Source organism: Leclercia sp. Colony189, from assembly GCF_009740165.1.
GTDB lineage: Bacteria > Pseudomonadota > Gammaproteobacteria > Enterobacterales > Enterobacteriaceae > Enterobacter.
Map to the genome: position 1 here is coordinate 1756921 of NZ_CP046557.1, position 21089 is coordinate 1778009.

A 21089-nucleotide genomic window follows, 5' to 3' on the forward strand; every position below is an offset into this window, starting at 1 on the left:
CAGGGCCACGAGTTTACCATTTGCCACCCGAACCTTCGCCTCTGTAGGGGAGAATGGGCTGGCAGTCTTAAATTATAGTCATAATGTTTAATTATCAACAAAAAGTTGATTTATGGTTTTTGCAGGGGTAAATTCACCGCCACTGATGGCGGGCTTCCTTCCCGGGAGCCTCTGAAAAGTGGGAACTATTATGAAAATCATTGGACTGATAGCGTTAGCGGGTATCCTGACGGCGTGCAGTGTTATCCATCCCTTTGGTGATGCGACGGTGTATCAGGTCTATTCGGTCTCTTCTCACCCGGGGCTGGTGGGGCGCTACCACTGTATGCGGGATGCCTTGTCGGCAGAGGGCTATGGCGTTGAGGTGATTTATCCTGAGGCGGATACCCCTAACTTTTTTGATATCAGCAAAGCGCAGCAGCGGATCGCTCAGGTAGATATGTACCATGTGCGCGGGTCAGAAGAGATCAATATCACGCTCATAGCCGGGGCAAAAACAGATCTCCGTACCCTGGATGACATCATGCAACCCTGTGTAAGAGGGTAATAAGCTGAGGGAAACGCTAATAATGATGGGGCAATATGTTAGGATAAATAATCAGGCGCGAATAAGAGAGAGGGAGAGGCATGATAAGAAAAAACAGGATCGTTGTGGAATATTCATTATCAGCACTGGAACGTACTAAAGCGGGCAAGCTCATCAACGATCATAAAAAAGAACACCTCAAACCTTACGGTTCTCTTTTTCTCATTCATAAGGCTGCGGTCTCTGTTTTAGCGGTGGCGGCCTTATTTAATTTTATCACCCTGTTGCAGTTAAGCCTGCAAACTGCCCCCGACGGTGATTTTCTCGCCAGAGCAAAAATGTTCAGTATCGCGCTGCTCGTGCTGTTTGGCGTCGGGTTGGCGCTGTTCAAACTCTATGATGTAGTTATGAATAAGGTCATGCAAAAGCAGCAGCAGGCTGAGCAGGAAGACGAGGAGACTTTACAGAAAGTGAAGCTCAACCGCTTCTTTATTGAAAATATCACTAACACCGCCAGCGTTAAAATCTATTGGGAAAAAGTGAAGGAAAGCTACAGAAAAGGGGGTTTTATTTTTATCCATATGCGGAGTGATAATTGTGTGGTGATACCCGAGAGAGTATTTGCCTCAGCAAACGAAGCCGCGGACGTGTTTGACTTTATCAACGCGCAGATAGCGCAAAATAGATAATCGATGACAACCCAACAGCAGTTCAGCTTTGCCACCCGCCCGCTGGTGCCTTTTGCCCATGATTACACCCATGGCGAAACGGAGCCCTGGCACAGCCATAGCTGCGCCCAGCTTCTGCATACCCTCAGCGGAGTGGTGCGGGTAGAGACCGGGCAGGGGATCTGGATTGTACCGCCGGGGCGAGGCGTCTGGCTGCCTGCCGGGACGCAGCACCGGCTGCTGATCACCGGTGACGTGGCGGCCCGGACGCTCTTTATCGATCCCTTCGCCCGGGCGGATTTACCCTCAGTCTGCCAGGTTGTGCAAATCTCCACCCTGCTGCGCGAGCTGATCGTCGCCTCGCTGCAACTGCCGGAAAGCTACGCCGCGGGCAGCCGGGCGGAGCGCATTTACGAGCTGATCCTCGATGAAATCAGGGGGATCGGCGTGCTGCCGTTTAACCTGCCGGAACCCCAGGCCCCCGCGCTGCTGGCCCTGTGCCGCCAGATCCAGGCCGAGCCGGGAACAAAATGGACGACGGCGCTGGCAGCAAAAACGCTCAATATTAGTGAACGCACCCTGCTGCGGCACTTTCGCCAGCAGACCGGGCTGGCCTTCAGCGAATGGTTGCGCCGGGCGCGGCTGATGGAGGCGCTGAACCGCCTCGCGCAGGGGCAATCGGTGCTACGGGTGGCGCTGGACCTCGGTTATGAGAGTCACAGCGCCTTTAGCGCCATGTTCCGCCGCACGCTCGGCGTGGCGCCGAGCGACTACTTCCCGCCCGAGGCGCTCTCCGGCAACGCATTCAGCAAAGCCTGAAGCGACGCCCGGGAAACATCGTTGTCGATGCCCGTTCCCCAGCGGCTGGCTCCCTGCTTAAAGCTGCAGCGGATATAGGCCGCCGAGCGGCTTTCGCTGCACCTGCCGAGGGTATGCTCGTGATAATCCTCAATGGCGAAGGCCAGATGAAAACTGGCTTTTATCGCGCTGGCGGCGGCAGAGAGCAGGCCGTTGCCGTTCCCCTCCAGGATCACAATCCCGTCGACGGTCTGGACGCGGGCCCACAGCAGCAGCCCGCCGTCGGCCTGGCTTTCGGTTCGGTAATCCAGCAGCTGCCGTGGGGCGTGCTGATGCGGCCCATACAGCTCGCGATAAAGCTGCCACAACGCACTTAGCGTCATCTCGGTACCTTCCCGATCGGTGTGCGCCTGAACGTGGCGGCTAAAGTCCTGTTGCAGGGCCCGGGGCAGCGCCAGGCCATGATTTTGCTCCAGCATCCACGCCGCGCCGCTTTTGCCGGACTGGCTGTTAACGCGGATCACCGCCTCATAGCTACAGCCGATATCTTCCGGGTCCACCGGGAGATAGGGCATCTCCCAGCGCGGGGAGAGGGACTGTTCCCGGGCGTGAAACCCTTTTTTAATGGCATCCTGATGCGAGCCAGAGAAGGCGGTAAAGGCCAGCTTACCGGCGTAAGGATGGCGGGGATGCACCGGCAGCTGGTTGCACTGTTCCACAAGTTCCACCACCTGCTTCATATCGCTGAAATCGAGCTGCGGCGAAATCCCCTGGCTGTAGAGATTCATCGCCAGGGTCACCAGACAGACGTTCCCGGTGCGCTCCCCGTTACCGAACAGGCAACCTTCCACCCGGTCGGCACCCGCCAGCAGGGCGAGCTCGGCGCTGGCAACGCCGCTGCCGCGATCGTTATGGGGATGGACGCTGATGCAGACCTCGCTCCGACGGGAGAAGTGGCGACAGAAATACTCGATCTGATCGGCATAGACGTTGGGGGTGTTGACCTCCACCGTGGCAGGCAGGTTGACGATCATGGGCCGTTCGGCAGAGGGTTCCCAGACATCCGCCACCGCCTCGCAGATGTGCAGGGCAAACTCCGGTTCGGTAAAGCAGAAGGTTTCCGGCGAATACTCATAGGTCCAGCGCGTCTGCGGGTTGGTCTCGCACAGCGCACGTATCTGCCGCGTGGCGCTGACCGCCAGCTGGACAATCTCCTCCTGGCTCTGGCGAAAGACCAGCTGGCGGAACAGCGGCGCAGTGGCGTTATAGAGATGCACCGTGGCGCGTTTTGCCCCGTCGAGGGAAGCGAAGGTGCGCTCAATCAGATCGCTGCGGGCCTGGGTAAGCACCTGAATGGTGACATCATCCGGGATGCGCTGCTCCTCAATCAGCTGGCGGACAAACTGGAAGTCCGTTTCGGAGGCGGAGGGGAACGCCACCTCAATCTCCTTGAAGCCGCATTTGATCAACTGCTCCCAGAAGCGCAGCTTGCGGGGGATATCCATCGGTTCGGCCAGCGCCTGGTTGCCGTCGCGCAGGTCGGTTGAGAGCCAGCGCGGGGCGTGGGTCAGCCTCTTATCAGGCCACTGACGGTCGGGTAACGAAATGGGGGCATAGGCCACGTACTTTTGCGAAGGGTTGCGCAACATAGGGGTTCTCCAGGTGATGTTCTGTTTTTATCCTGGCGAAGAACGGAGCAGGGTACTGGCGCAAAACTGACAACCTGTGGCGAGGATCCGCCATTTATTTCACTCCGAGCAGAGCCTGCTCCATCAGTTGCGCCAGCAGGGCCTGCGCCCGTGGTTCTGCCTCGCTGCCGTGCTGTTCGAGGGTGATCCCCAGCCTGCCCGGCGTGGGCAGCACGCTTCCCGCCGCCCGCAGGCTGGCAGGCATCCCGATCCGGGTCCGCAGCGTCACGCCGAGCCCGGCCTGCACCGCCGCCCAGATCCCGCTCAGGCTGTGGCTGACAAAGACCACCCGCCAGGGGATGCCCGCCCGGTTCAGGCAGTCGATGGCGTGGGTGCGCATCAGGCAGGGGGTGTCGAACATCACCAGCGGCAGGGGCTCGCCCCGGGCAAGCAGGGAACGGATCTCCATCTCAGGAGGCTGGATCCACACCATCTGGCTCTGGCCGATCGACCGTCCCTTGCGTGGCTCGCTCTCGTTCTGCCACAGCAGCACCATATCCAGGGCGTGATCGTCAAAGGCATTGAGCAGCGCCCGGTTGCGATCCACTCTGGCAACGATCCGCACTCCCGGATGGTGGCGTCTGAATTCGCCCAGAATGCCCGGCATCAGCGACTCACCAAAATCCTCCTGCATGCCGATGCAGATCTCCGCCTGCAGCAGCTCGCCTTTCAGCGCAAACTGCACCTCGTCATTCAGCGCCAGCATGCGGCGGGCGTAGCTCATGACGATCTCTCCGTTGCGGGTCAGCGTCAGGCCACGGCCCTTTTTCATCACCAGCTCTGCACCGCACTGCTGCTCCAGCTTTTTGAGCTGGGCGCTCACCGCCGAGGTGGAGCGGCAGAGATGGGTGGCGGCCAGGGCAAAGCTGCCGCACTCAATGCCGGTGACAAAACTGCGCAGCGCATCGAGGTCGAGCGTCGGAGGGAGCTTGTTCATAAATGTCCTGAAATACGGGATGGTGGTGCAAATATAATTTGATTTTCAGGATGAAACTATGGGGCCAGAATCGCCTTACTGTCAATGCGGAGAGAACATCATGGCCACATCCCTTACTTCTGAAACCCTGAGCCGCGTCGCGCCGAAACTGGCCGAGCTGAGCAAGGAGGTGCTGTTCAATGACATCTGGAAACGCGACGCGCTCTCCCCGCGGGATCGCAGCCTCATCACCCTGGGCGCGCTGACGGCGCTGGGGCGTGTACAGCAACTGCCCTGGCATATCGACTTTGCCCAGCAAAACGGCCTGACCCGGGAGGAAATTACCGAAGTGTTCACCCACCTGGCGTTCTACGCCGGCTGGCCTGCGGCGGTCTCCGCCCTCGGCTGCCTGGAAGAGGAGTAACCCGATGCCCTTTACACGTGTCTCCCTGCGGCCGGGGTACAGCGACGCGCAGATAGCGCAGATCTCCGACCTCCTCCAGCAGAGCCTGGAGGCAGAATTCGCGGTTCCGCCGGGGGACCGCTTCCAGATTTTTGAGGAGATCCCGGCCACGCGGCACCTGTTCGATCGCCACTATAAAAGCGGCGGGCGCAGCGACAAATTTATTCAGTTTCACATTCTGGCGGGCAAGCCCCGCACCGCTGCGCAAAAGCAAAATCTCTGCCGCCGGCTCTGTGAAGAGCTGCACAGGACGCTGGCTATTCACCCGGATGACGTCATGGTGATGATCCAGTTCAATACCGCCGAAGAGTGGAGCTTTAGTCGGGGAAGGATGCTGTCTGAGGAGGGGTTATGATCGTTATGCAATATCGCTTCACGCTGCCAGCCGACTACGATATGACCATTATTGATCGGCGTATTGCGGAGCATGGCGCGGAGCTGAACGGCTTTCCCGGCCTGCTGTTTAAGGCATTCCTTGTTGCCAGACGCGATGCCGCTTTTAGCGTGGAAAACCGCTATGCGCCGCTCTACGTCTGGGAGAGTGCCGCCGGGATGACGCAGTTTTTACAGAGCCCCGGTTTTCGCAGGTTGACGGAGGATTTTGGCTGGCCGCAGATCGACACCTGGCTGGCGCTGCGCCTGCCGGCTGTGGCAGAGGTGAAAAGTGCCGCCTGGCTATCGATTGCCCGCGAGACGATCCCCGCGCACAGCGACCTGTCGGCACTGCAACTGCATGCCCCGCTTTGCGGGTGGGATGTCAGCCGCTGGCAACTGTTGCAGGTAAATTTTGGCGAGACGCCGCAGGAGGGGAGGGAGAATTACCGGGTTGCGTATGTGGCGAGTGAGGACATACGTTAAGTTCCCCACCGTTGATCAGGCTTAACTCTTGATACAAGGTGTCCGGCGAACCGGGCACCTGTTTTTTTCCTTTCAAGGCTCGCTATTTCGGATGGACATAAAAGAATAGATGCTAAGGCGCTGGACGCTGGAAGGGCAAAATGCCGGTTACATATGGGATTTGCCCAGGATGGAGCGGCCTCAAAAGCATTCAAACAATGCCCATCTATCCAGGATAATAGAATTCGATTCTGATGCCGCTCGGTTCGTAACACATCATATGCATTGATGGCCCCTCCCGGATTAAAGTGGGTTCAAATTCGATTTCAATCTGATTCGCCTTTAACAGGTCAACAAGCCTGAACAGATCCACTTTATTTTCGACCCGTAAAGCTAAGTGATGAAGTCCGACATTGGTTTTACGATTAAATGTAATGGGCTCATCGGTTTGTGTTTTCCATAGCGTGATGGTCAGCGCATCATCTCTTACGAAGATAGCGGGATAATCTTCACGTCGTTTCACTTCCTCCCAGCCCAATATATTGGTAAAAAACGCAGCGCTTTCTTCAAGCTTAGATACGGCTAAGCCGATATGTTGCACACCAGCAGTAACAGCCATCGTTGTGTTCTCCAGAGAAAGTGTTTTAGCCAACGCTTACATCACCCATCGGTGAAGAGGTCTGGCGGATGTGGCGGTCAAGGAAGACCCGAATATCAGACCCTATCTCTCTGGCGTGCGTTTCAAGGGCAAAGTGGCCCGTGTCGTAGAAGCGGATTTCCGCGTCTGGCAGATCGCGTTTCCAGGCTTCAGCGCCCGCCGCCATGAAAAAGGGATCGTGTTTACCCCACACGGCCAATAACGGGGGCTGATGCTGACGAAAATAGTGCTGAAACAGAGGATACATCTTCACGTTTGAGGCGTAATCCAGTAACAGGTCAAGCTGAATCTCGGCATTACCAGGCCGTAATACCTGCATTCCTTCAAGGGAATAACCATCGGGTGAAACCAGGCTTTGATCGGCAACACCTTCCAGATATTGCCATTTGATTGAAGCCGGGGTCGGAAACTCACGCAGCGCATGCCGGTTTTCAGGCGTGGGCTCGCGCCAGTATCTCTGAATGGGTTCCCAGGCCTCGCCCAGGCCCTCTTCGTAGGCATTGCCATTCTGGGAAATAAGCGCTGTCACACGCTCCGGATGGGCTAATGCCAGCCGCCATCCGACAGGGGCACCGTAGTCATGAACCATCAGCGCATAGCGGTTGAGATTAAGTGCTTCGGTAAACCGGTCAATGGTTTCCGCGAGCTGGTCAAAGGTATAAGCGTATTCACCGCGCGCTGGCGCCTCGGTAAAACCGAAGGCCGGCAAATCTGGCGCGATTAAGTGATAACGATCCGCCAGCTGGGCAAAAAGATCCCGAAACATAAATGATGAGCCTGCGAAGCCGTGAAGTAACAACAATACAGGCGATGCCGGATCGCCGGCCTCACGGTAGAAAACGTTAACATCACCTGCCTGTTTATAGCGGTAATGCACCGGCGTAGCGGGAGCAGATAAATCCGTAGTGGAAGAGATCATGATAAGCCTCATGTAACCTTTAAAGTGGTTATTTGAAGGTTACATGTAAATTTGGTAACCTGTCAAAATGATTTTATGAGTTACGGAGCGGTATGGAATTTAAACCACCTTCTTCTCAGCCCCTCTTCCTGGCTGACAACCTTGCGCTGGATTTTATTAACAGTGAATACGGGACAGGGGATGAACGGCACGACTGTTTTGAAGACGATACCCGCGTCATCGACTGGCTGGTGATAGCGGGGCTTGTGCCGAAAGGTACTAAGGCACCTGATGGGCTCGTGGCGGAAGCCCGGCAGCTGCGCGATGCCGTCAGGGCAGTCGTGCATGCCGCGATGAAGTCCGTTGCGGCTGACCTGACGGTGATTAACCACGTACTCCAGGCGGGGCGTCCTGAGACGACTCTGCAGTGGGACAAAGAGACGCAGCGATACCGGATTACTGTTCGGCCGGAGGTGCTCAGCCCCGCAGGCCTGCTCTGGCCTGTTGCGGATGCGTTGGTGAAACTCATCGCTGACGATAAGTTTGAATACGTGCGGCAATGTGAAGCGCATAACTGTATTTTGCTGTTTCATGATTTGAGTAAATCCCATCGCCGCCGCTGGTGCAGTATGGCGACGTGCGGCAATCGCATGAAGGTAGCGGCATTCCGGAACAGGAAAAATTCGTAGCGATTCTGGACGAAAAGAGAATTGACTGAGGAGAACGATCGTTCTACCATTACTCTATGAACAAAAATACGACTGACACACGAGAAAAAATCCTCGCGTCCGCTGAAGAACTCATTTACCAGAACGGCATCCATGCCACCGGTATGGACCTTCTGGTGAAGACCTCAGGTGTGGCCCGGAAAAGCATCTATCGCTATTTCGCGAACAAAGACGAAGTGGCGGCTGCCGCGCTGAACGCGCGGGATGTCCGCTGGATGGAGTGGTTCAGGAGCGAGTGCGACAAAGGGGACACGCCGCAGGAACGTATCCTGAATATGTTCACCGTGCTTAAAGGCTGGTTTGAGTCGGAAGGATACCGCGGGTGTGCATTCATCAATACCGCCGGGGAAGTGGGGGACAGTGCCGATCCCATCCGGCAGATTGCCAGGCTGCATAAACAGAAAATACTGGATTACGCTCTTGAGCTAACCGGGCAACTGAATATTGAGCACGCTTCAGCCCTGGCAAGGCAATTGCTGTTATTGATTGAAGGCGCTATAACCGTATCACGCGTCATGGGCGAATACAGCGCCGCCGATGATGCAAAAGATATTGCTCAGTTATTACTGAAACAGGTCTCGTAAAAGAGACCTGAACTCACAGGGAAACAGACACTGAAACAGAAATAATTCATCCTCATACCTTTCACACTTATATTCTGTTTTTATGAACAGGATATAAAATTTCATAAAATATCTCCTCCCTTGTCGGATATTAATTCCCGACGCTATTCCCTGCCGCCTTTTTTCTATTCTGACCGGGTGCGATTTTCGTACCTCAAAGGCCATAAAATTAAGATGCTATAATCATATCCTATTGTATATAAAAGTATTTTGTCGGCTTGCTTGTAAGGGGACGGTAAAATAATTATATCGATAATGACATTTTTTATTTTTTTAATCATTTTACAGACTCGCGCTTGACGAGGTAGAACGATCGTTCTACCATGAATGCATGGACAACAAGAACCCTCTGGTAAATGGATATTGGCGCGACGGCATTTTGCAAAACTGCCATGAATGAAAAGGACGTTAAATAACAGGGGAATTAGTCTATATGTCTATATCGAAAAGGCGTTTTAACCCTCTCTGCCAATTTACAGGAGTCTTAACCATGTCTGATGCACAAATTCGCCCTCCACTGCCTCCGTTTACGCTTGAATCAGCCATTGAAAAAGTCAGGCTTGCTGAAGATGGCTGGAATAGCCGCGACGCTGAAAAAGTCGCGCTGGCCTATTCTCTGGATACCAAATGGCGTAATCGCGCAGAATTTGCGAATAATCGCGAAGAAGCCAAAGGCTTCCTTGAGCGCAAATGGAAAAAAGAACTTGAGTATCGCCTGATTAAAGAATTATGGGCATTTGGCGGCAACCGCATTGCCGTCCGTTACGCTTATGAATGGCGCGATGATTCCGGTAACTGGTTCCGCTCTTATGGAAATGAGAACTGGGAATTTGGCGAAGATGGCCTGATGCAGCGCCGTTTCGCCTGTATCAACGATATGCCTATCAAGGAAAGCGAACGTAAATTCCACTGGCCGCTGGGGCGTCGTCCTGACGATCATCCGGGGTTATCGAAACTGGGTCTTTAACGTCCCGATTGATTCCGCAATGCCCGACGACTCTCCTGTCGGGCATTTGTGTTGTTTCTCTCACGTTATTTCGTCTGCGGATACTTCGCCACCACCTCACCTGGCTCCAGCTCCCGCCCATCGCTCGCCACCATCGTGAGCTTGCGTAGCGGCTGGCGATCCCGCGCGTCCACCAGCACCGTACCGGTATCCCCCTCGGCAAACAGGTGTTCATTTCCCCACTGGGAGAGCGCCAGCAGCACGGTTTGCAGCTCGCGGCCTTTTGCGGTCAGCACATACTCCTGCCAGGCGCTGCCGTCGGAGGCGGGTTGCAGCGTCAGTATGCCTTCGTCCACCAGTAGCTTTAGCCGGGTCGCCAGCATGTTTTTGGCGATGCCGAGGCTTTTCTGAAACTCACCAAAACGCGTTATGCCGCTCAGGGCATCACGCACAATCAGCAGGGACCACCAGTCGCCGATAATATCCAGCGAGCGGGCGACAGGGCAGGGGCTCTCTTCGAGGCGGGTACGTTTCACGGTCTCTCCTTATCAGCGGTAAGTTTAATTATAAAACCAATTACCCCGGCGCACAAAGCAAGCTGTCACTTTGCGGGCAGGCTCCAGGTAATTCGTCACAGATCTGTCACACTGTTAACGACAATAAACAGGTGAGGAATTAGGGATGAGAAAAGCACTAATCGCTGTCGCCGTGGCGGGCACCATCGGGCTCTCTGGCGGCGTTCAGGCGCAAACCGCGCCGGAAGGGTATCAGCTGGAACAGGTTCTAATCATGAGCCGTCATAACCTGCGTGCGCCGCTGGCCAATAACGGCAGCGTGCTGGAACAGTCGACCCCGGAAAAATGGCCAGAGTGGGATGTGCCTGGCGGGCAGCTCACCACCAAAGGTGGGGTGCTGGAAGTCTACATGGGGCACTACATGCGTGAATGGCTGGCAGAGCAGGGGCTGGTGACCGCCGGGGAGTGTCCGGCAGCGAACAGCGTCTATGCCTATGCCAACAGTCTGCAACGCACGGTGGCGACCGCGCAGTTCTTCATTACCGGCGCGTTCCCGGGGTGCGATGTGCCGGTGCACCATCAGGAAAAGATGGGCACCATGGACCCGACCTTTAATCCGGTGATCACCGACAACTCCCCGGAATTCCGCGAAAAAGCGCTACAGGCGATGAACAAAGAACGTCAGGGGATGCAGCTTGACGAGAGCTACAAACTGCTGGAGCAGATGACCGACTACAAACAGTCTCCGTCCTGCAAAGAGAAACAGGTCTGCTCCCTGACGGACGCGAAAGACACCTACAGCGCCGAGTACCAGAAAGAGCCTGGGGTATCCGGTCCGCTCAAGGTGGGTAACTCGCTGGTTGACGCCTTCACGTTGCAGTATTACGAAGGCTTCCCGCTGGATCAGGTGGCGTGGGGCGAGATCAAAACCGACCAGCAGTGGCGGGTGCTCTCTCAGCTAAAAAATGGCTATCAGGATTCGCTTTTTACCTCGGCAGAGGTGGCGCGTAACGTGGCGAAACCGCTGGTGAAATACATCGATAACGCGCTGGTCACCGACCGGACGAAAGCGCCGAAAATCACCGTGCTGGTGGGGCATGACTCTAACATTGCCTCCCTGCTGAAGGCGCTGGATTTTAAACCCTATCAGCTGCACGGCCAGTATGAGCGCACACCCATTGGCGGCAAGATCGTCTTCCAGCGCTGGCACGACAAAACCGGCAATCGCGATCTGATGAAAATTGAGTATGTCTATCAGAGTACCGAGCAGCTGCGTAATGCCCAGGTGCTGACGTTAGAAGCCCCAGCCCAGCGCGTTACCCTGGAGCTGAACGGCTGTCCGGTGGATGCGAATGGATTCTGCCCGGTGGAGAGCTTTAATAAGGTATTGAATACCGCGGCGCAGTAAGTTCAGCCCCTCCCCCTGAAGGGGAGAGGGGCTGAAATGTCGGGTGGCGCTTCGCTTACCCGACCTACAAAATCCAACTCTGGTTCCGAATCTTGTAGGCCTGATAAGCGTAGCGCCATCAGGCGTTTTTTGTCCGCACGATTATCAGACGTTTTTACGCTCAATGGTCTGCTCGCCCCAGAACAGCGAGTCTTTGTCGGTTTTTTGGAAGGCTAACATCAGAACTTCATCATTACCTTCTTCCCAGATTTTCTCTGCCAGTTTTTCGTCATATTTTGCGACTTCAAAAATCGCCTCAGCGATCTCCGGTGACGTATTACGTAAACGCGCAAATTCCCCGACGCGATGTGCTTTAGCTTCTTGAGTTGGCATAGTAATCCTCCTGTTGAGAGTTAACCTTTCAGTTTAGCAGCCAGGCCGGCGACATATTCACCCTGATAGCGGGCAATGTTCAGTTCTGCTTCCGAAGGCTGACGTGAACCGTCGCCCCCGGCAATCGTTGTTGCGCCATAGGGCGTACCGCCACGGAGCTGGGAAAGATCAAACAGTTCCGGGGTGCCGTAGCCGATGGGCACAATCACCATCCCATGGTGCGCAAGGGTGGTCCAGGTTGAGGTGATGGTCTGCTCTTGTCCGCCACCGGTGCCGGTGGAGCTGAACACGCTGGCGACTTTGCCGAGTAACGCATTTTTGGCCCACAGTCCCCCGGTCTGGTCGAGGAAGGTACGCATCTGGCCGGCCATATTGCCGAAGCGCGTCGGGGTACCAAAGATGATTGCATCGTAATCGCCCAGCTCCTGCGGCGAAGCTACCGGCGCCTCCTGCGCTTTACCGCCCGCTTTGGCAAAAGCTTCTGCCTGCATGGTTTCCGGTACGCGTTTGATCACCACCTCAACCCCCTCGATTTTCCTGGCGCCTTCCGCAACTGCATGAGCCATGGTTTCGATGTGTCCGTACATGGAATAGTAGAGCACCAGAATTTTCGTCATTTCGCTTCACTCCTCGCATGATTTTTTCGGTCAGCGGCATGCTGCCGTTATTTAAAGATATGACGTGACAGCGAGACTGCAAATCTGGACACCATTTATTTGATTTTAAACAACAAAGGATGGCGGGCTTTCTTCGTAGTAAAATGAAACATTTTCAGCAGAGCAAATTTTCGGAATGATAAGAAAGGCTTATGGTTTCGTTTCGGCAGGCTTCATACAAAAGGCTGATATCGTATTGCAGGATATTACGATTCGCTGGCTGAATGCGCCTGCTCCACTAAGCTTAAGTTCACGCGGCGCAGTTAAAGACTCTTTTTTAGCGTCGTCAGGTGGAAGAATTCGCTTTCACTGAATGCAGAATTAAATCTTATGTTTTTAACTCTGGAGGTCCGACATGGCAAACCATCGTGGTGGGTCAGGTAATTTTGCAGAAGACCGTGAAAGAGCATCAGAAGCAGGACGTAAAGGTGGCCAGCAGAGCGGGGGTAATTTCAAAAATGACCCTCAGCGCGCATCCGAAGCTGGCAAAAAAGGGGGCAAAAATAGCCATGGCGGCAACAAGAGCAGTTAAGTTGTAGCCGTCTGAAGTAGGGGTCTTTTGACCTCTGGCACCCCCGCCGCCGGGATCCCCGGCGGTTTTTTTATGCCTGTTATTGAAGTGTTATCAAATTCCTTTCACACTAGCGGATTCACTTTTTGTGCTGGTGCCCCATGTCTCTCTCCCGTTATGCCTTTTCGATCAAACCGCAGGAAGCGATCCTGATCCTTATCACCATGTTCTGGGGTGGGACCTTTCTTGCCGTACAGTACGCCGTCACGCAGAGCGGCCCTTTCTTCTTTGTCGGCCTGCGTTTTGCCACGGCTGCGTTGGCGGTGGCGCTCATTTCGCTTAAAACCCTGCGCGGCCTGACCCTGACCGAACTGAAAGCGGGGCTGGCGATCGGGGTGGCGATCGCGATGGGCTACAGCCTGCAAACCTGGGGATTACAAACTATTCCCAGCAGTAAATCGGCGTTTATTACCGCCATGTATGTCCCGCTGGTGCCGCTGTTGCAGTGGCTCTGCCTGCGCCGCATGCCGGGAATGATGTCCTGCATCGGCATAGTGCTGGCTTTTATCGGGCTGATCCTGCTGGCAGGGCCGGAAGATAACCTGCTGGCGCTCGGGCCTGGAGAGATGATCACCCTGGTGGGCGCGGTGGCGATTGCCGCCGAGATCATCCTCATCAGCGCCTGGGCCGGAAAGGTGGACGTCAAGCGCGTCACCGTCGTGCAGCTGGCGACCGCCTCGCTGGTGGCGTTTCTGACCATGATCCCGGCCGGGGAGTCGGTTCCGCCGATGTCGGCAGGGCTGTGGATGGTGGCCCTTGGGCTGGGGATTTTCAGCGCCATTATTCAGGTGACCATGAACTGGGCCCAGCGCAGCGTCTCGCCCACCCGGGCGACGGTAATTTATACCGGGGAGCCGGTGTGGGCGGGGATCTTTGGCCGTCTGGCCGGGGAGCGCCTGCCGCTGCTCGCCCTGCTGGGGGGCGCCTTTATCATCGCGGGCGTGCTGGTGAGTGAGCTGAAGCTGAAAAGAAAAAAGAAGGCGCTGCCGGACGACAGCGCCACGCTGGATCAATCCTGAGTCGCCACTGTGCCCTGCGTCACCCCCGCCATCCGGCGGCTGAGCAGGGCGTTAAGGGCAATCGCGCCAAAGGTGGCCGTGCCGATCCCGCCCAGGGTGAAGCCGCCGAGCGAAAGGGCAAAATCCCCCGCGCCCAGCACCAGCGTTACGGCGACCATAATCAGGTTGCCATTCTGGCTGAGATCAACATGGTTCTGCACCCAGATCCGCGCCCCGGCCACCGCAATCAGGCCAAACACCACAATCGACGCACCGCCAATCACCGGCCCCGGGATGGTGTGGATCAAGGCACCGAATTTAGGTGAAAAGCCGAGCAGCACGGCAATCACCGCTGCCGCCACGAACACCAGCGTTGAGTAGACCTTGGTGACCGCCATCACGCCGATGTTCTCGGCATAGGTGGTCACGCCGCTGCCGCCCACCGAACCTGACAGCATGGTCGCCAGCCCGTCTCCCACAAATGCCCTCCCCATATAGGGGTCCATATTGCGTCCGGTCATGCCGGCCACCGCTTTCAAATGGCCGAGGTTTTCCGCCACCAGGATCACCGCCACCGGGGCAATCAGCATTATCGCCTGACCGTTAAAGGTGGGCGAGGTGAGCTGCGGAAGACCAAACCACGCCGCCTGGGCGACCTGGGTAAAATCCACCGGCTTGCCAAGACCAAACACGCTGGTCAGCAGGGCGTAGAGCAGGCAGGCGAAGATCAGCCCCACCAGGATCAGCAGCCGCTGGATCATCCCCCGGGTAAATACCGCCACCAGGCCGATGCAGAGCACCGTCATTACCGCCATCCAGCTGTCAAAGGCGGAGCCGGAAACCCCTTTGACGGCGATGGGTGCCAGGTTGAGGCCAATCGCCATCACCACTGCTCCGGTGACCACCGGTGGCATCAGCCGTTCGATCCAGCGGGTGCCCAGCTTCATCACCACCAGACCCACCGCGGTGTAGAGTGCCCCGCAGGCGATGATCCCGCCCAGCGCCACGCTCAGCTGAGGGTTTACCCCCTGGCCGGAAAAGCCGGTGGCGGCAATCACCACCCCGACAAAGGCGGCGCTGGAGCCGAGATAGCTTGGCACCCGTCCGCCGGTGATGAAAAAGAAGAGCAGGGTGCCAATGCCCGACATCAGAATGGACAGGTTAGGATCCAGCCCCATCAGAATGGGCATCAGCACCGTGGCGCCAAACATCGCCACCGCATGCTGCACCCCCATCACCGCGGTTTGCGCCAGCGGGAGACGTTCATCCGGCGCGACCACGCCGCTATCAGAGGAGGTCGATTTCAACTGCCAGTGAGGAAAACCGAATAGTGCCATCAGCTGCTCCTTAAGGAGGATTAACAGGCGGGTCGCATCAGCGCGTGGTAGCCGCGGTCAAACCACACCAGGCCCTGGGGCACCGGGTGGCGGGTTATTGCAACGATCTCGCAAAACAGAATGTCGTGGGTGCCGACGCTCACCACCTGGCTAATGCGGCAGTCGAACGAGGCCAGCGCCTCGTCGAGACGTGGACAGCCGGTGGCACCCGTCTGCCAGCCTGCTGCGGCAAAGCGGTCGGCCATCGGGGTTTTGCCGCCAAACAGATTCGAGAGGGACTCCTGCCCGGCGCTCAGGGTGTTGACGCACAGGGTGCGGTTGTCGTTAAACACCGGCCACACCGAGGCGCTACGATTCAGGCACACCAGCAGCGTTGGCGGCGAGTCGGTCACGCTGCACACCGCGCTGGCGGTGAAGCCCGCCTGTCCGGCCGGGCCGTCGGTGGTGATGATATTGACCGCCGCGCCCAGACAGGCCATGGCATCACGAAACGTTTGTTTATCGATATTCATGGTGGCTCCTTATGCCAGCCCGCAGGCGTCTTCAAAACTCAGGCGGGGCAGTCGTCCGTAGAGTTTGCGGGTATCGCCGTAGCCGATGTTGATCAGCAGATTGCTTTTCAGATTGCTGCCGGTGAAGAAGGCCGCGTCCACCTTTTCGCGGTCAAAGCCGGACATCGGCCCGGTGTCCAGCCCCAGCGCCCGACAGGCGACAATCAGATAGGCCGCCTGCATCGTGCTGTTGCGAAAGGCAGTCTCCTCGGCGAGCTGCGGGCTGGCGGTAAACCAGCTCCGGGCATCGCCGTGGGGGAACAGCTCCGGCAGTCGCTCGTAAAACTGGCTGTCCCAGGCAACGATAACCGTCACCGGGGCGGTGAGGGTCTTTTGCAGGTTGCCGCTGGAGAGGGCCGGGCGCAGCTTCTCTTTGCCTTCCGGGGTGCGGATAAAGACCATCCGCGCCGGAGAGCAGTTGGCGGAGGTGGGCCCCCATTTCATCAGGTCATAGATTTCGCGCAGCGTCTCGTCGCTGACCGGACGATCCAGCCAGCCGTTATGGGTCCGCGCCTCGGTAAACAGCGCATGCTGCGCCGTCGGGGTGATGGCTTCACTCATGGCAACTCCTTCAGTAAACGTTCGTGGCGGTGCAGCAGGCTGGCGAGCCCGTTTTGCAGCAGGGCGTTAAACGCCTCCGGCTCGGTCACGTTGCAGGCGTGCCCGCCCCGGGGCATCACGGTAAGCAGGCTGCCGGGCAGGGCGGCATGCAGCTCTGCCGAACAGACTGAGGGCACCAGCAGATCGTCGGCGGCGCAAAGTATCTGCACCGGGCAGTGAATGCGCGCCGTCTGGCGGCTGAAATCGGCCCGCTTCAGGGCATTGAGCCTGCGCAGCAGGGTGCTTTTGCCCTGGAAGTGGGCCAGGGCCAGCGCCTCTTCGGCCTCCATGCGCGGCTGGCGGGCCGCCATCCAGTCGGCGGGATAGAGAAAGAGCGGCTGGGCTTCCACCCACGCCTGCGCCCCTCCGGCATGCAGCAGCCGCTCGCGGATCTGGAAGCAGCGGCGGGTATGCGGATTCAGCGTCAGCCAGCCGTTAACGCATACCAGGGCACCGATCGCCTGCGGGTGATCCACTGCCAGCTGCAGGCCGATTAGCGCCCCCAGGGCATGGCCCACCACGCTGAACCGCGCGATCCCTGCGAGAGAGAGCGCCTGCCACAGCTCGTCGGCCATCGCTGCCAGGGTGTAATCTTCCGGCAGCTCGCCGGGGTTATTGCCGGTGCCGCGCTGGTCGTAGCAGACCACCTGATACCCTTGCTCAAGGTCGGCGAGCTGGGGCAGCCAGTAGCTGCCGCTGCCCCCCAGTCCGGCGATCAGCACCACAACCGGCGCGTCCGCAAAGGGCGGCGGTGAAATGGAAAGATTCATGGCAACCTCACCGGCCAATGTGGGCAATAGTGGCGATCTCCACCAGCGCCTCGGGTTTCACCAGCCCGCACTGAATGCAGAAGCGCGCCGGTTTATCGCCGGGGAAAAATTCAGCGTAGATCTCGTTAATCGCGGCGTAGTTTTTCCAGTCGGTAATAAAGATGCTGTTGAAGGTCACATCCGCCATCGTCCCGCCCGCCGTTTCGATAACGCGCTGGATGGTCTGCAGCACGTGGCGGGTTTGCGCCTTTGGGTCATCGGGAAACACCACGTTGTTATCCGCGTCGAACGGCAGGGTGCCCGAGACGTAAATCACCCCGTCCGCCAGGGTGCCGGGGACGAAGGGGGCAATCGGCGTGCTGGTCCCCTGGGGGATAATCACAGATTTCGGCATAGGGTAGCTCCTCAGGCGATACGGGCATAAGCGGCAGGGGAAAGGGCGTCGCAGAAGGTGGCGACGTCAGTAACCCAGCCAAAAAAGGTTTCGATGTTGAACAGCGCAGCCTGCTGGGCAAATGCCGGCCCCGCCTGGTGGGTGGCGTCTTCCAGCACCACGCCGAAGTACTCCAGGAAGAAGCCGTCGCGCAGGGTGGACTCCACGCAGACGTTGGTGGCGATGCCGGTAAAGATCAGATGGCGGATGCCGCGGCTGCGCAAAATGCTGTCCAGCGGGGTGTTGAAAAAGCCGCTGTAACGCGGTTTCGGCAGCACGATGTCCCCCGGCTCCGGCACCAGGTCATTCACCAGCTGATAATCCCAGCCGCCTTTCGCCAGCAGTTTGCCGTGCAGCTCCGGGCGCTGGCGCATGGTTTTCAGCGCATTCGATTTGTGGAAGTTGGGCGAGCCAGGGCCCCCCGCCTCCACATACTCTTCATCCCAGCCGTTCTGGAACCAGATAATCAGCATCCCGGCCTTGCGGGCGGCGGCCACCGCGGTGCGGATATTCTCGATCACCGGCCGGGTGGCGGAGACGTCAAACCCGGCGAGGTCGAGATAGCCGCCAGGGCTGGCGTAGGCGTTCTGCATATCCACCACGATCAGCGCGCTCTGCTGGGCGTCAAAGGTGATGGCTTCCGGACGTGCGGGCAGAGTGGTCATCACGCAACCTCCTTTGTCATAACCGGAATATGGGCGCGGCACTGCATCAGCGGCTGGATGCGCTCGCCAAACGTTTCAATCCCGGCAATAAAGTCATCAAAGGTCAGCAGCACCCCTTCGGCACCCGGCACGCTGGCTACCTCATCAAGCATCCGCGCCACGCTGGCATAAGAGCCGACCAGGGTGCCCATGTTGATATTCACCGCCGAGGTCGGGTCGGCCATCTGCCGCACGTTGGTGTCGGCCCCGGAGCGGGTGTCCTTCTGGCTCTGCTCGCTGAGCCAGCTCAGAGCTTCGTCGTCGGCCCCGGCTTTGTAGTGCTCCCACTTCGCCCGCGCCGCCTCGTCGGTCTCGTCGGCAATGACCATAAACAGCACATAGGAGCCGACATCGCGCCCGGTTTTTTCAGCGGCCTGTTTCATGCGCGCAGCGGTAGGGGCAAAGGCCGTTGGGGTGTTAACCCCTTTGCCGAAGCAGAAGTTGAAGTCGGCATATTTCGCCGAGAAGTCCATCCCGGCATCGCTCTGCCCGGCGCAGATCACCTTCATCGGCACCGACGGCTGGGGGCTGACGCGGCAGTCGTTCATGGTGAAGAACTCGCCCTTGAAGTCGCTCTTGCCGGTGCCCCACAGATCCCGCAGGACCTGCACATACTCGGTGAGGTAGTCATAGCGCCTGGCGAAATAGTCATCACCTGGCCAGAGCCCCATCTGCTCATACTCCGGCTTCTGCCAGCCGGTGACGAGGTTAACGCCAAAGCGTCCGCCGGAGATGGTGTCGATGGTGGAGGCCATCCGCGCCACGATGGCCGGAGGCAGGGTCAGGGTGGCGGCGGTAGCGTAGATCTGGATGCGGGAGGTGACCGCCGCCAGCCCCGCCATCAGGGTGAAGGACTCCAGGTTGTGATCCCAGAATTCGGTTTTCCCGCCGAAACCGCGCAGCTTGATCATCGACAGGGCAAAATCGAAGTGATAGTGCTCTGCCTTCTGCACGATGGCTTTGTTCAGCTCAAAAGTCGGCATGTACTGCGGCGCGTGGGTAGAGATCAACCAGCCGTTATTGCCAATGGGAACGAATACGCCAATTTTCATCACGAACCTCTCTTCATCTCAGCTTGGGGGTGAAAGTCAGACGTGGCGCTGCATCCTGCATCTCCTGTTCAGCCGCGTAGTCTCGGTTTTGCAAAGGGAGTGCCAGTTTTGAAATCTGTAATGTTATTAGTGTGTTAAGAAATGGTTGATGAATTGCTGGTGATAAAAGTGGACTGTCTGGTCAAAATAGTTGCACACAAAGCAGGCAGTCGTGCGCGGTGGCGGTGCAGATTGTCGTGGTAAGGCAGGGGTTTTGCTATGCTGGGAGCTGATCAACACGGAGTGAGCAAATGGCACAAGGCGCAGTGAAGACAGGCGGTAAACGTTCGCAGGCGGTGAGCGCGAAGAAACAGGCGATCCTTGCGGCGGCGCTGGAGACCTTCTCGCAGTTTGGCATCCACGGCACCCGGCTGGAGCAGGTAGCGGAGCTGGCGGGGGTGTCAAAAACCAATCTGCTCTACTACTTTCCCTCCAAAGAGGCGCTGTACGTCTCCGTTCTGCAACAGATCCTCGATATCTGGCTGGCCCCGCTGAAGGCGTTTCGCGAGGAGCTCACCCCGCTGGTGGCGATCCAGCAGTATATCCGCCTCAAGCTGGAGGTCTCCCGGGACTATCCTCAGGCGTCGCGACTGTTCTGTCTGGAGATGCTGCAGGGGGCACCGCTGCTGAAAACGGTGCTGAGCGGGGATATGAAATCGCTGGTGGATGAGAAGTCAGCGATCATTGCCGGGTGGGTCGCCACCGGCAGACTGGCCCCGGTCGATCCACACCATCTGATCTTTATGATCTGGGCCGCCACCCAGCACTACGCCGATTTTTCCGCCCAGGTGGAGGCGGTGACGGGCAAGACGCTCAAGGATGACGACTTTTTCCACAGCACGGTGGAGAACGTGGAGCGGATGATTATCGAAGGGATCCGGGTGCGTTAATTCCCCGGGGGCAGCGGGCAGCTTAAATCGCCCTCTTCACACTGCATCAGCGTGGCCAGATACGCTTCCCGTTCGTTGGTTTTATCCGCCAGACACTGGTTCACAATCATCGGCTGAATGGAGCCGCCTTGAGTGCCGGAGCCGATAAAGGCGCAGTCAGCATCGCGCAGGGCGATCCACGCCTGTTGCGCCTTTTTCAGCAGCTCACGCTGGGGGGCGTCGGCGCGCTTGATGGCTGCCTGATACGTCTGGTTCAGGGTTTTATCCGCGGCCTGATACTGCTGCGCGGTGCAGCTGTTCATCTCCGCCTGGGTGCTGGCGTTGGCGCACTCATCCGCCAGCGCGCTGGTGCTCAGCAGTAACGCGGCACCGGCGATAAAAGCTCGTTTCATCTTTCCCTCCCTATAAAAAAGCCGGATGCGCTGTGCTTATCCGGCCTACAAA

General features: G+C 57.6%; 28 protein-coding genes. 13 read left to right on the top strand and 15 right to left on the bottom strand.

Going from position 1 to position 21089, the window contains the following annotated elements; genetic code table 11:
- Positions 1–190 precede the first annotated feature (190 nt).
- From GNG29_RS08185 to GNG29_RS08195, 3 genes are all read left to right on the top strand, one after another.
- A complete protein-coding gene (locus GNG29_RS08185; protein ID WP_103179001.1) occupies positions 191–547 on the top strand; it encodes a hypothetical protein in 357 nt (118 codons plus the stop codon).
- Positions 548–651: 104 nt separating this feature from the next.
- Positions 652–1215 carry a YcxB family protein gene (locus GNG29_RS08190; protein WP_231736603.1) on the top strand — a complete coding sequence of 188 codons (564 nt, stop codon included), beginning with the start codon at positions 652–654 and terminating at the stop codon, positions 1213–1215.
- Positions 1216–1218: 3 nt separating this feature from the next.
- A complete protein-coding gene (locus tag GNG29_RS08195; RefSeq protein WP_103179002.1) occupies positions 1219–2013 on the top strand; it encodes a helix-turn-helix transcriptional regulator in 795 nt (264 codons plus the stop codon).
- Here the strand turns inward: GNG29_RS08195 and leuA are convergent.
- Positions 1965–3641, bottom strand: coding sequence for a 2-isopropylmalate synthase (gene leuA, locus GNG29_RS08200; RefSeq protein WP_103179003.1), 1677 nt, complete (start codon positions 3639–3641; stop codon positions 1965–1967). The genes GNG29_RS08195 and leuA overlap by 49 nt on opposite strands.
- Before the next feature lie 94 nt (positions 3642–3735).
- Positions 3736–4617 (bottom strand): LysR substrate-binding domain-containing protein, encoded by an 882-nt coding sequence (locus tag GNG29_RS08205; RefSeq protein ID WP_156654249.1) that lies wholly within the window; start codon positions 4615–4617, stop codon positions 3736–3738.
- 100 nt (positions 4618–4717) lie between these two features.
- On the opposite strand from GNG29_RS08205, the gene GNG29_RS08210 reads away from it, so the two are divergent.
- Genes GNG29_RS08210 through GNG29_RS08220 form a run of 3 tightly spaced genes read left to right on the top strand, consistent with a single transcriptional unit; the run spans position 4718 to position 5917 of the window.
- Positions 4718–5020 carry a carboxymuconolactone decarboxylase family protein gene (locus GNG29_RS08210; protein ID WP_103179005.1) on the top strand — a complete coding sequence of 101 codons (303 nt, stop codon included), beginning with the start codon at positions 4718–4720 and terminating at the stop codon, positions 5018–5020.
- Positions 5021–5024: 4 nt separating this feature from the next.
- Positions 5025–5414 (top strand): tautomerase family protein, encoded by a 390-nt coding sequence (locus GNG29_RS08215; protein ID WP_156654250.1) that lies wholly within the window; start codon positions 5025–5027, stop codon positions 5412–5414.
- Positions 5411–5917 (top strand): DUF4865 family protein, encoded by a 507-nt coding sequence (locus tag GNG29_RS08220; protein ID WP_156654251.1) that lies wholly within the window; start codon positions 5411–5413, stop codon positions 5915–5917. Before GNG29_RS08215 ends, GNG29_RS08220 begins: the two co-directional genes overlap by 4 nt.
- Positions 5918–6122: 205 nt before the next feature.
- On the opposite strand, the gene GNG29_RS08225 is transcribed toward GNG29_RS08220, so the two are convergent.
- Together GNG29_RS08225 and GNG29_RS08230 are read right to left on the bottom strand one after the other, a co-directional pair.
- Positions 6123–6515, bottom strand: a complete 393-nt coding sequence (locus GNG29_RS08225; RefSeq protein ID WP_103179008.1) for a VOC family protein — start codon at positions 6513–6515, stop codon at positions 6123–6125.
- Positions 6516–6540: 25 nt separating this feature from the next.
- Entirely contained in the window at positions 6541–7473 is a 933-nt protein-coding gene (locus tag GNG29_RS08230) for an alpha/beta fold hydrolase (protein WP_103179009.1), read from the bottom strand.
- Positions 7474–7565: 92 nt separating this feature from the next.
- Here GNG29_RS08230 and GNG29_RS08235 point away from each other — a divergent pair, with 92 nt between their 5' ends.
- From GNG29_RS08235 to GNG29_RS08245, 3 genes are all read left to right on the top strand, one after another.
- The gene (locus tag GNG29_RS08235; RefSeq protein WP_156654252.1) at positions 7566–8141 is read left to right on the top strand and encodes an ABATE domain-containing protein; all 576 of its coding nucleotides are present in this window, start codon (positions 7566–7568) and stop codon (positions 8139–8141) included.
- Positions 8142–8197: 56 nt separating this feature from the next.
- On the top strand, positions 8198–8764 hold the full coding sequence (locus GNG29_RS08240; protein ID WP_103179011.1) for a TetR/AcrR family transcriptional regulator: 567 nt from the start codon (positions 8198–8200) through the stop codon (positions 8762–8764).
- Between the two features lie 529 nt (positions 8765–9293).
- Positions 9294–9770 carry a nuclear transport factor 2 family protein gene (locus GNG29_RS08245; RefSeq protein ID WP_156654253.1) on the top strand — a complete coding sequence of 159 codons (477 nt, stop codon included), beginning with the start codon at positions 9294–9296 and terminating at the stop codon, positions 9768–9770.
- 65 nt (positions 9771–9835) lie between these two features.
- Here GNG29_RS08245 and GNG29_RS08250 read toward each other — a convergent pair whose 3' ends face one another.
- The gene (locus GNG29_RS08250) at positions 9836–10285 is read right to left on the bottom strand and encodes a helix-turn-helix domain-containing protein (protein WP_103179013.1); all 450 of its coding nucleotides are present in this window, start codon (positions 10283–10285) and stop codon (positions 9836–9838) included.
- Between the two features lie 145 nt (positions 10286–10430).
- Between GNG29_RS08250 and agp the strand changes: the two genes are divergently transcribed.
- Complete coding sequence (gene agp, locus GNG29_RS08255) at positions 10431–11672, top strand: bifunctional glucose-1-phosphatase/inositol phosphatase (RefSeq protein ID WP_156654254.1); 1242 nt, start codon at positions 10431–10433, stop codon at positions 11670–11672.
- Positions 11673–11816: 144 nt separating this feature from the next.
- Here agp and GNG29_RS08260 read toward each other — a convergent pair whose 3' ends face one another.
- Both GNG29_RS08260 and wrbA read right to left on the bottom strand, forming a co-directional pair.
- Positions 11817–12044: a YccJ family protein gene (locus GNG29_RS08260; protein ID WP_103179015.1), complete on the bottom strand. Its 228-nt coding sequence runs from the start codon at positions 12042–12044 to the stop codon at positions 11817–11819.
- 20 nt (positions 12045–12064) lie between these two features.
- Entirely contained in the window at positions 12065–12661 is a 597-nt protein-coding gene (gene wrbA / locus GNG29_RS08265; protein WP_103179016.1) for an NAD(P)H:quinone oxidoreductase, read from the bottom strand.
- Positions 12662–13055: 394 nt separating this feature from the next.
- Here wrbA and GNG29_RS08270 point away from each other — a divergent pair, with 394 nt between their 5' ends.
- Both GNG29_RS08270 and GNG29_RS08275 read left to right on the top strand, forming a co-directional pair.
- On the top strand, positions 13056–13232 hold the full coding sequence (locus GNG29_RS08270; protein WP_032617468.1) for a general stress protein: 177 nt from the start codon (positions 13056–13058) through the stop codon (positions 13230–13232).
- Between the two features lie 140 nt (positions 13233–13372).
- On the top strand, positions 13373–14290 hold the full coding sequence (locus GNG29_RS08275) for a DMT family transporter (protein WP_114315382.1): 918 nt from the start codon (positions 13373–13375) through the stop codon (positions 14288–14290).
- On the opposite strand, the gene rutG is transcribed toward GNG29_RS08275, so the two are convergent.
- The 7 genes from rutG to rutA are packed head-to-tail and all read right to left on the bottom strand — an operon-like array spanning position 14281 to position 19716.
- Positions 14281–15606, bottom strand: a complete 1326-nt coding sequence (rutG, locus tag GNG29_RS08280) for a pyrimidine utilization transport protein G (RefSeq protein ID WP_156654255.1) — start codon at positions 15604–15606, stop codon at positions 14281–14283. The two genes, GNG29_RS08275 and rutG, sit on opposite strands and share 10 nt — an antisense overlap.
- 20 nt (positions 15607–15626) lie before the next feature.
- Positions 15627–16118 carry an NADH-dependent FMN reductase RutF gene (gene rutF / locus GNG29_RS08285; protein ID WP_103823656.1) on the bottom strand — a complete coding sequence of 164 codons (492 nt, stop codon included), beginning with the start codon at positions 16116–16118 and terminating at the stop codon, positions 15627–15629.
- Between the two features lie 9 nt (positions 16119–16127).
- Positions 16128–16718 (bottom strand): malonic semialdehyde reductase, encoded by a 591-nt coding sequence (locus GNG29_RS08290; protein WP_103179020.1) that lies wholly within the window; start codon positions 16716–16718, stop codon positions 16128–16130.
- Positions 16715–17527, bottom strand: a complete 813-nt coding sequence (gene rutD, locus GNG29_RS08295; protein WP_156654256.1) for a pyrimidine utilization protein D — start codon at positions 17525–17527, stop codon at positions 16715–16717. The genes GNG29_RS08290 and rutD overlap by 4 nt, the downstream gene beginning before the upstream one ends.
- A 7-nt stretch (positions 17528–17534) precedes the next feature.
- Positions 17535–17921, bottom strand: a complete 387-nt coding sequence (gene rutC / locus GNG29_RS08300) for a pyrimidine utilization protein C (protein WP_156654257.1) — start codon at positions 17919–17921, stop codon at positions 17535–17537.
- Between the two features lie 11 nt (positions 17922–17932).
- Positions 17933–18625, bottom strand: coding sequence for a pyrimidine utilization protein B (rutB, locus tag GNG29_RS08305; protein WP_156654258.1), 693 nt, complete (start codon positions 18623–18625; stop codon positions 17933–17935).
- Positions 18625–19716, bottom strand: coding sequence for a pyrimidine utilization protein A (gene rutA, locus GNG29_RS08310; RefSeq protein WP_156654259.1), 1092 nt, complete (start codon positions 19714–19716; stop codon positions 18625–18627). Before rutA ends, rutB begins: the two co-directional genes overlap by 1 nt.
- 290 nt (positions 19717–20006) lie before the next feature.
- On the opposite strand from rutA, the gene rutR reads away from it, so the two are divergent.
- Positions 20007–20645 carry an HTH-type transcriptional regulator RutR gene (gene rutR, locus GNG29_RS08315; RefSeq protein WP_103179025.1) on the top strand — a complete coding sequence of 213 codons (639 nt, stop codon included), beginning with the start codon at positions 20007–20009 and terminating at the stop codon, positions 20643–20645.
- Here rutR and GNG29_RS08320 read toward each other — a convergent pair.
- Positions 20642–21037 (bottom strand): lysozyme inhibitor LprI family protein, encoded by a 396-nt coding sequence (locus GNG29_RS08320; RefSeq protein WP_103179026.1) that lies wholly within the window; start codon positions 21035–21037, stop codon positions 20642–20644. The genes rutR and GNG29_RS08320 overlap by 4 nt on opposite strands.
- Positions 21038–21089: the final 52 nt, after the last annotated feature.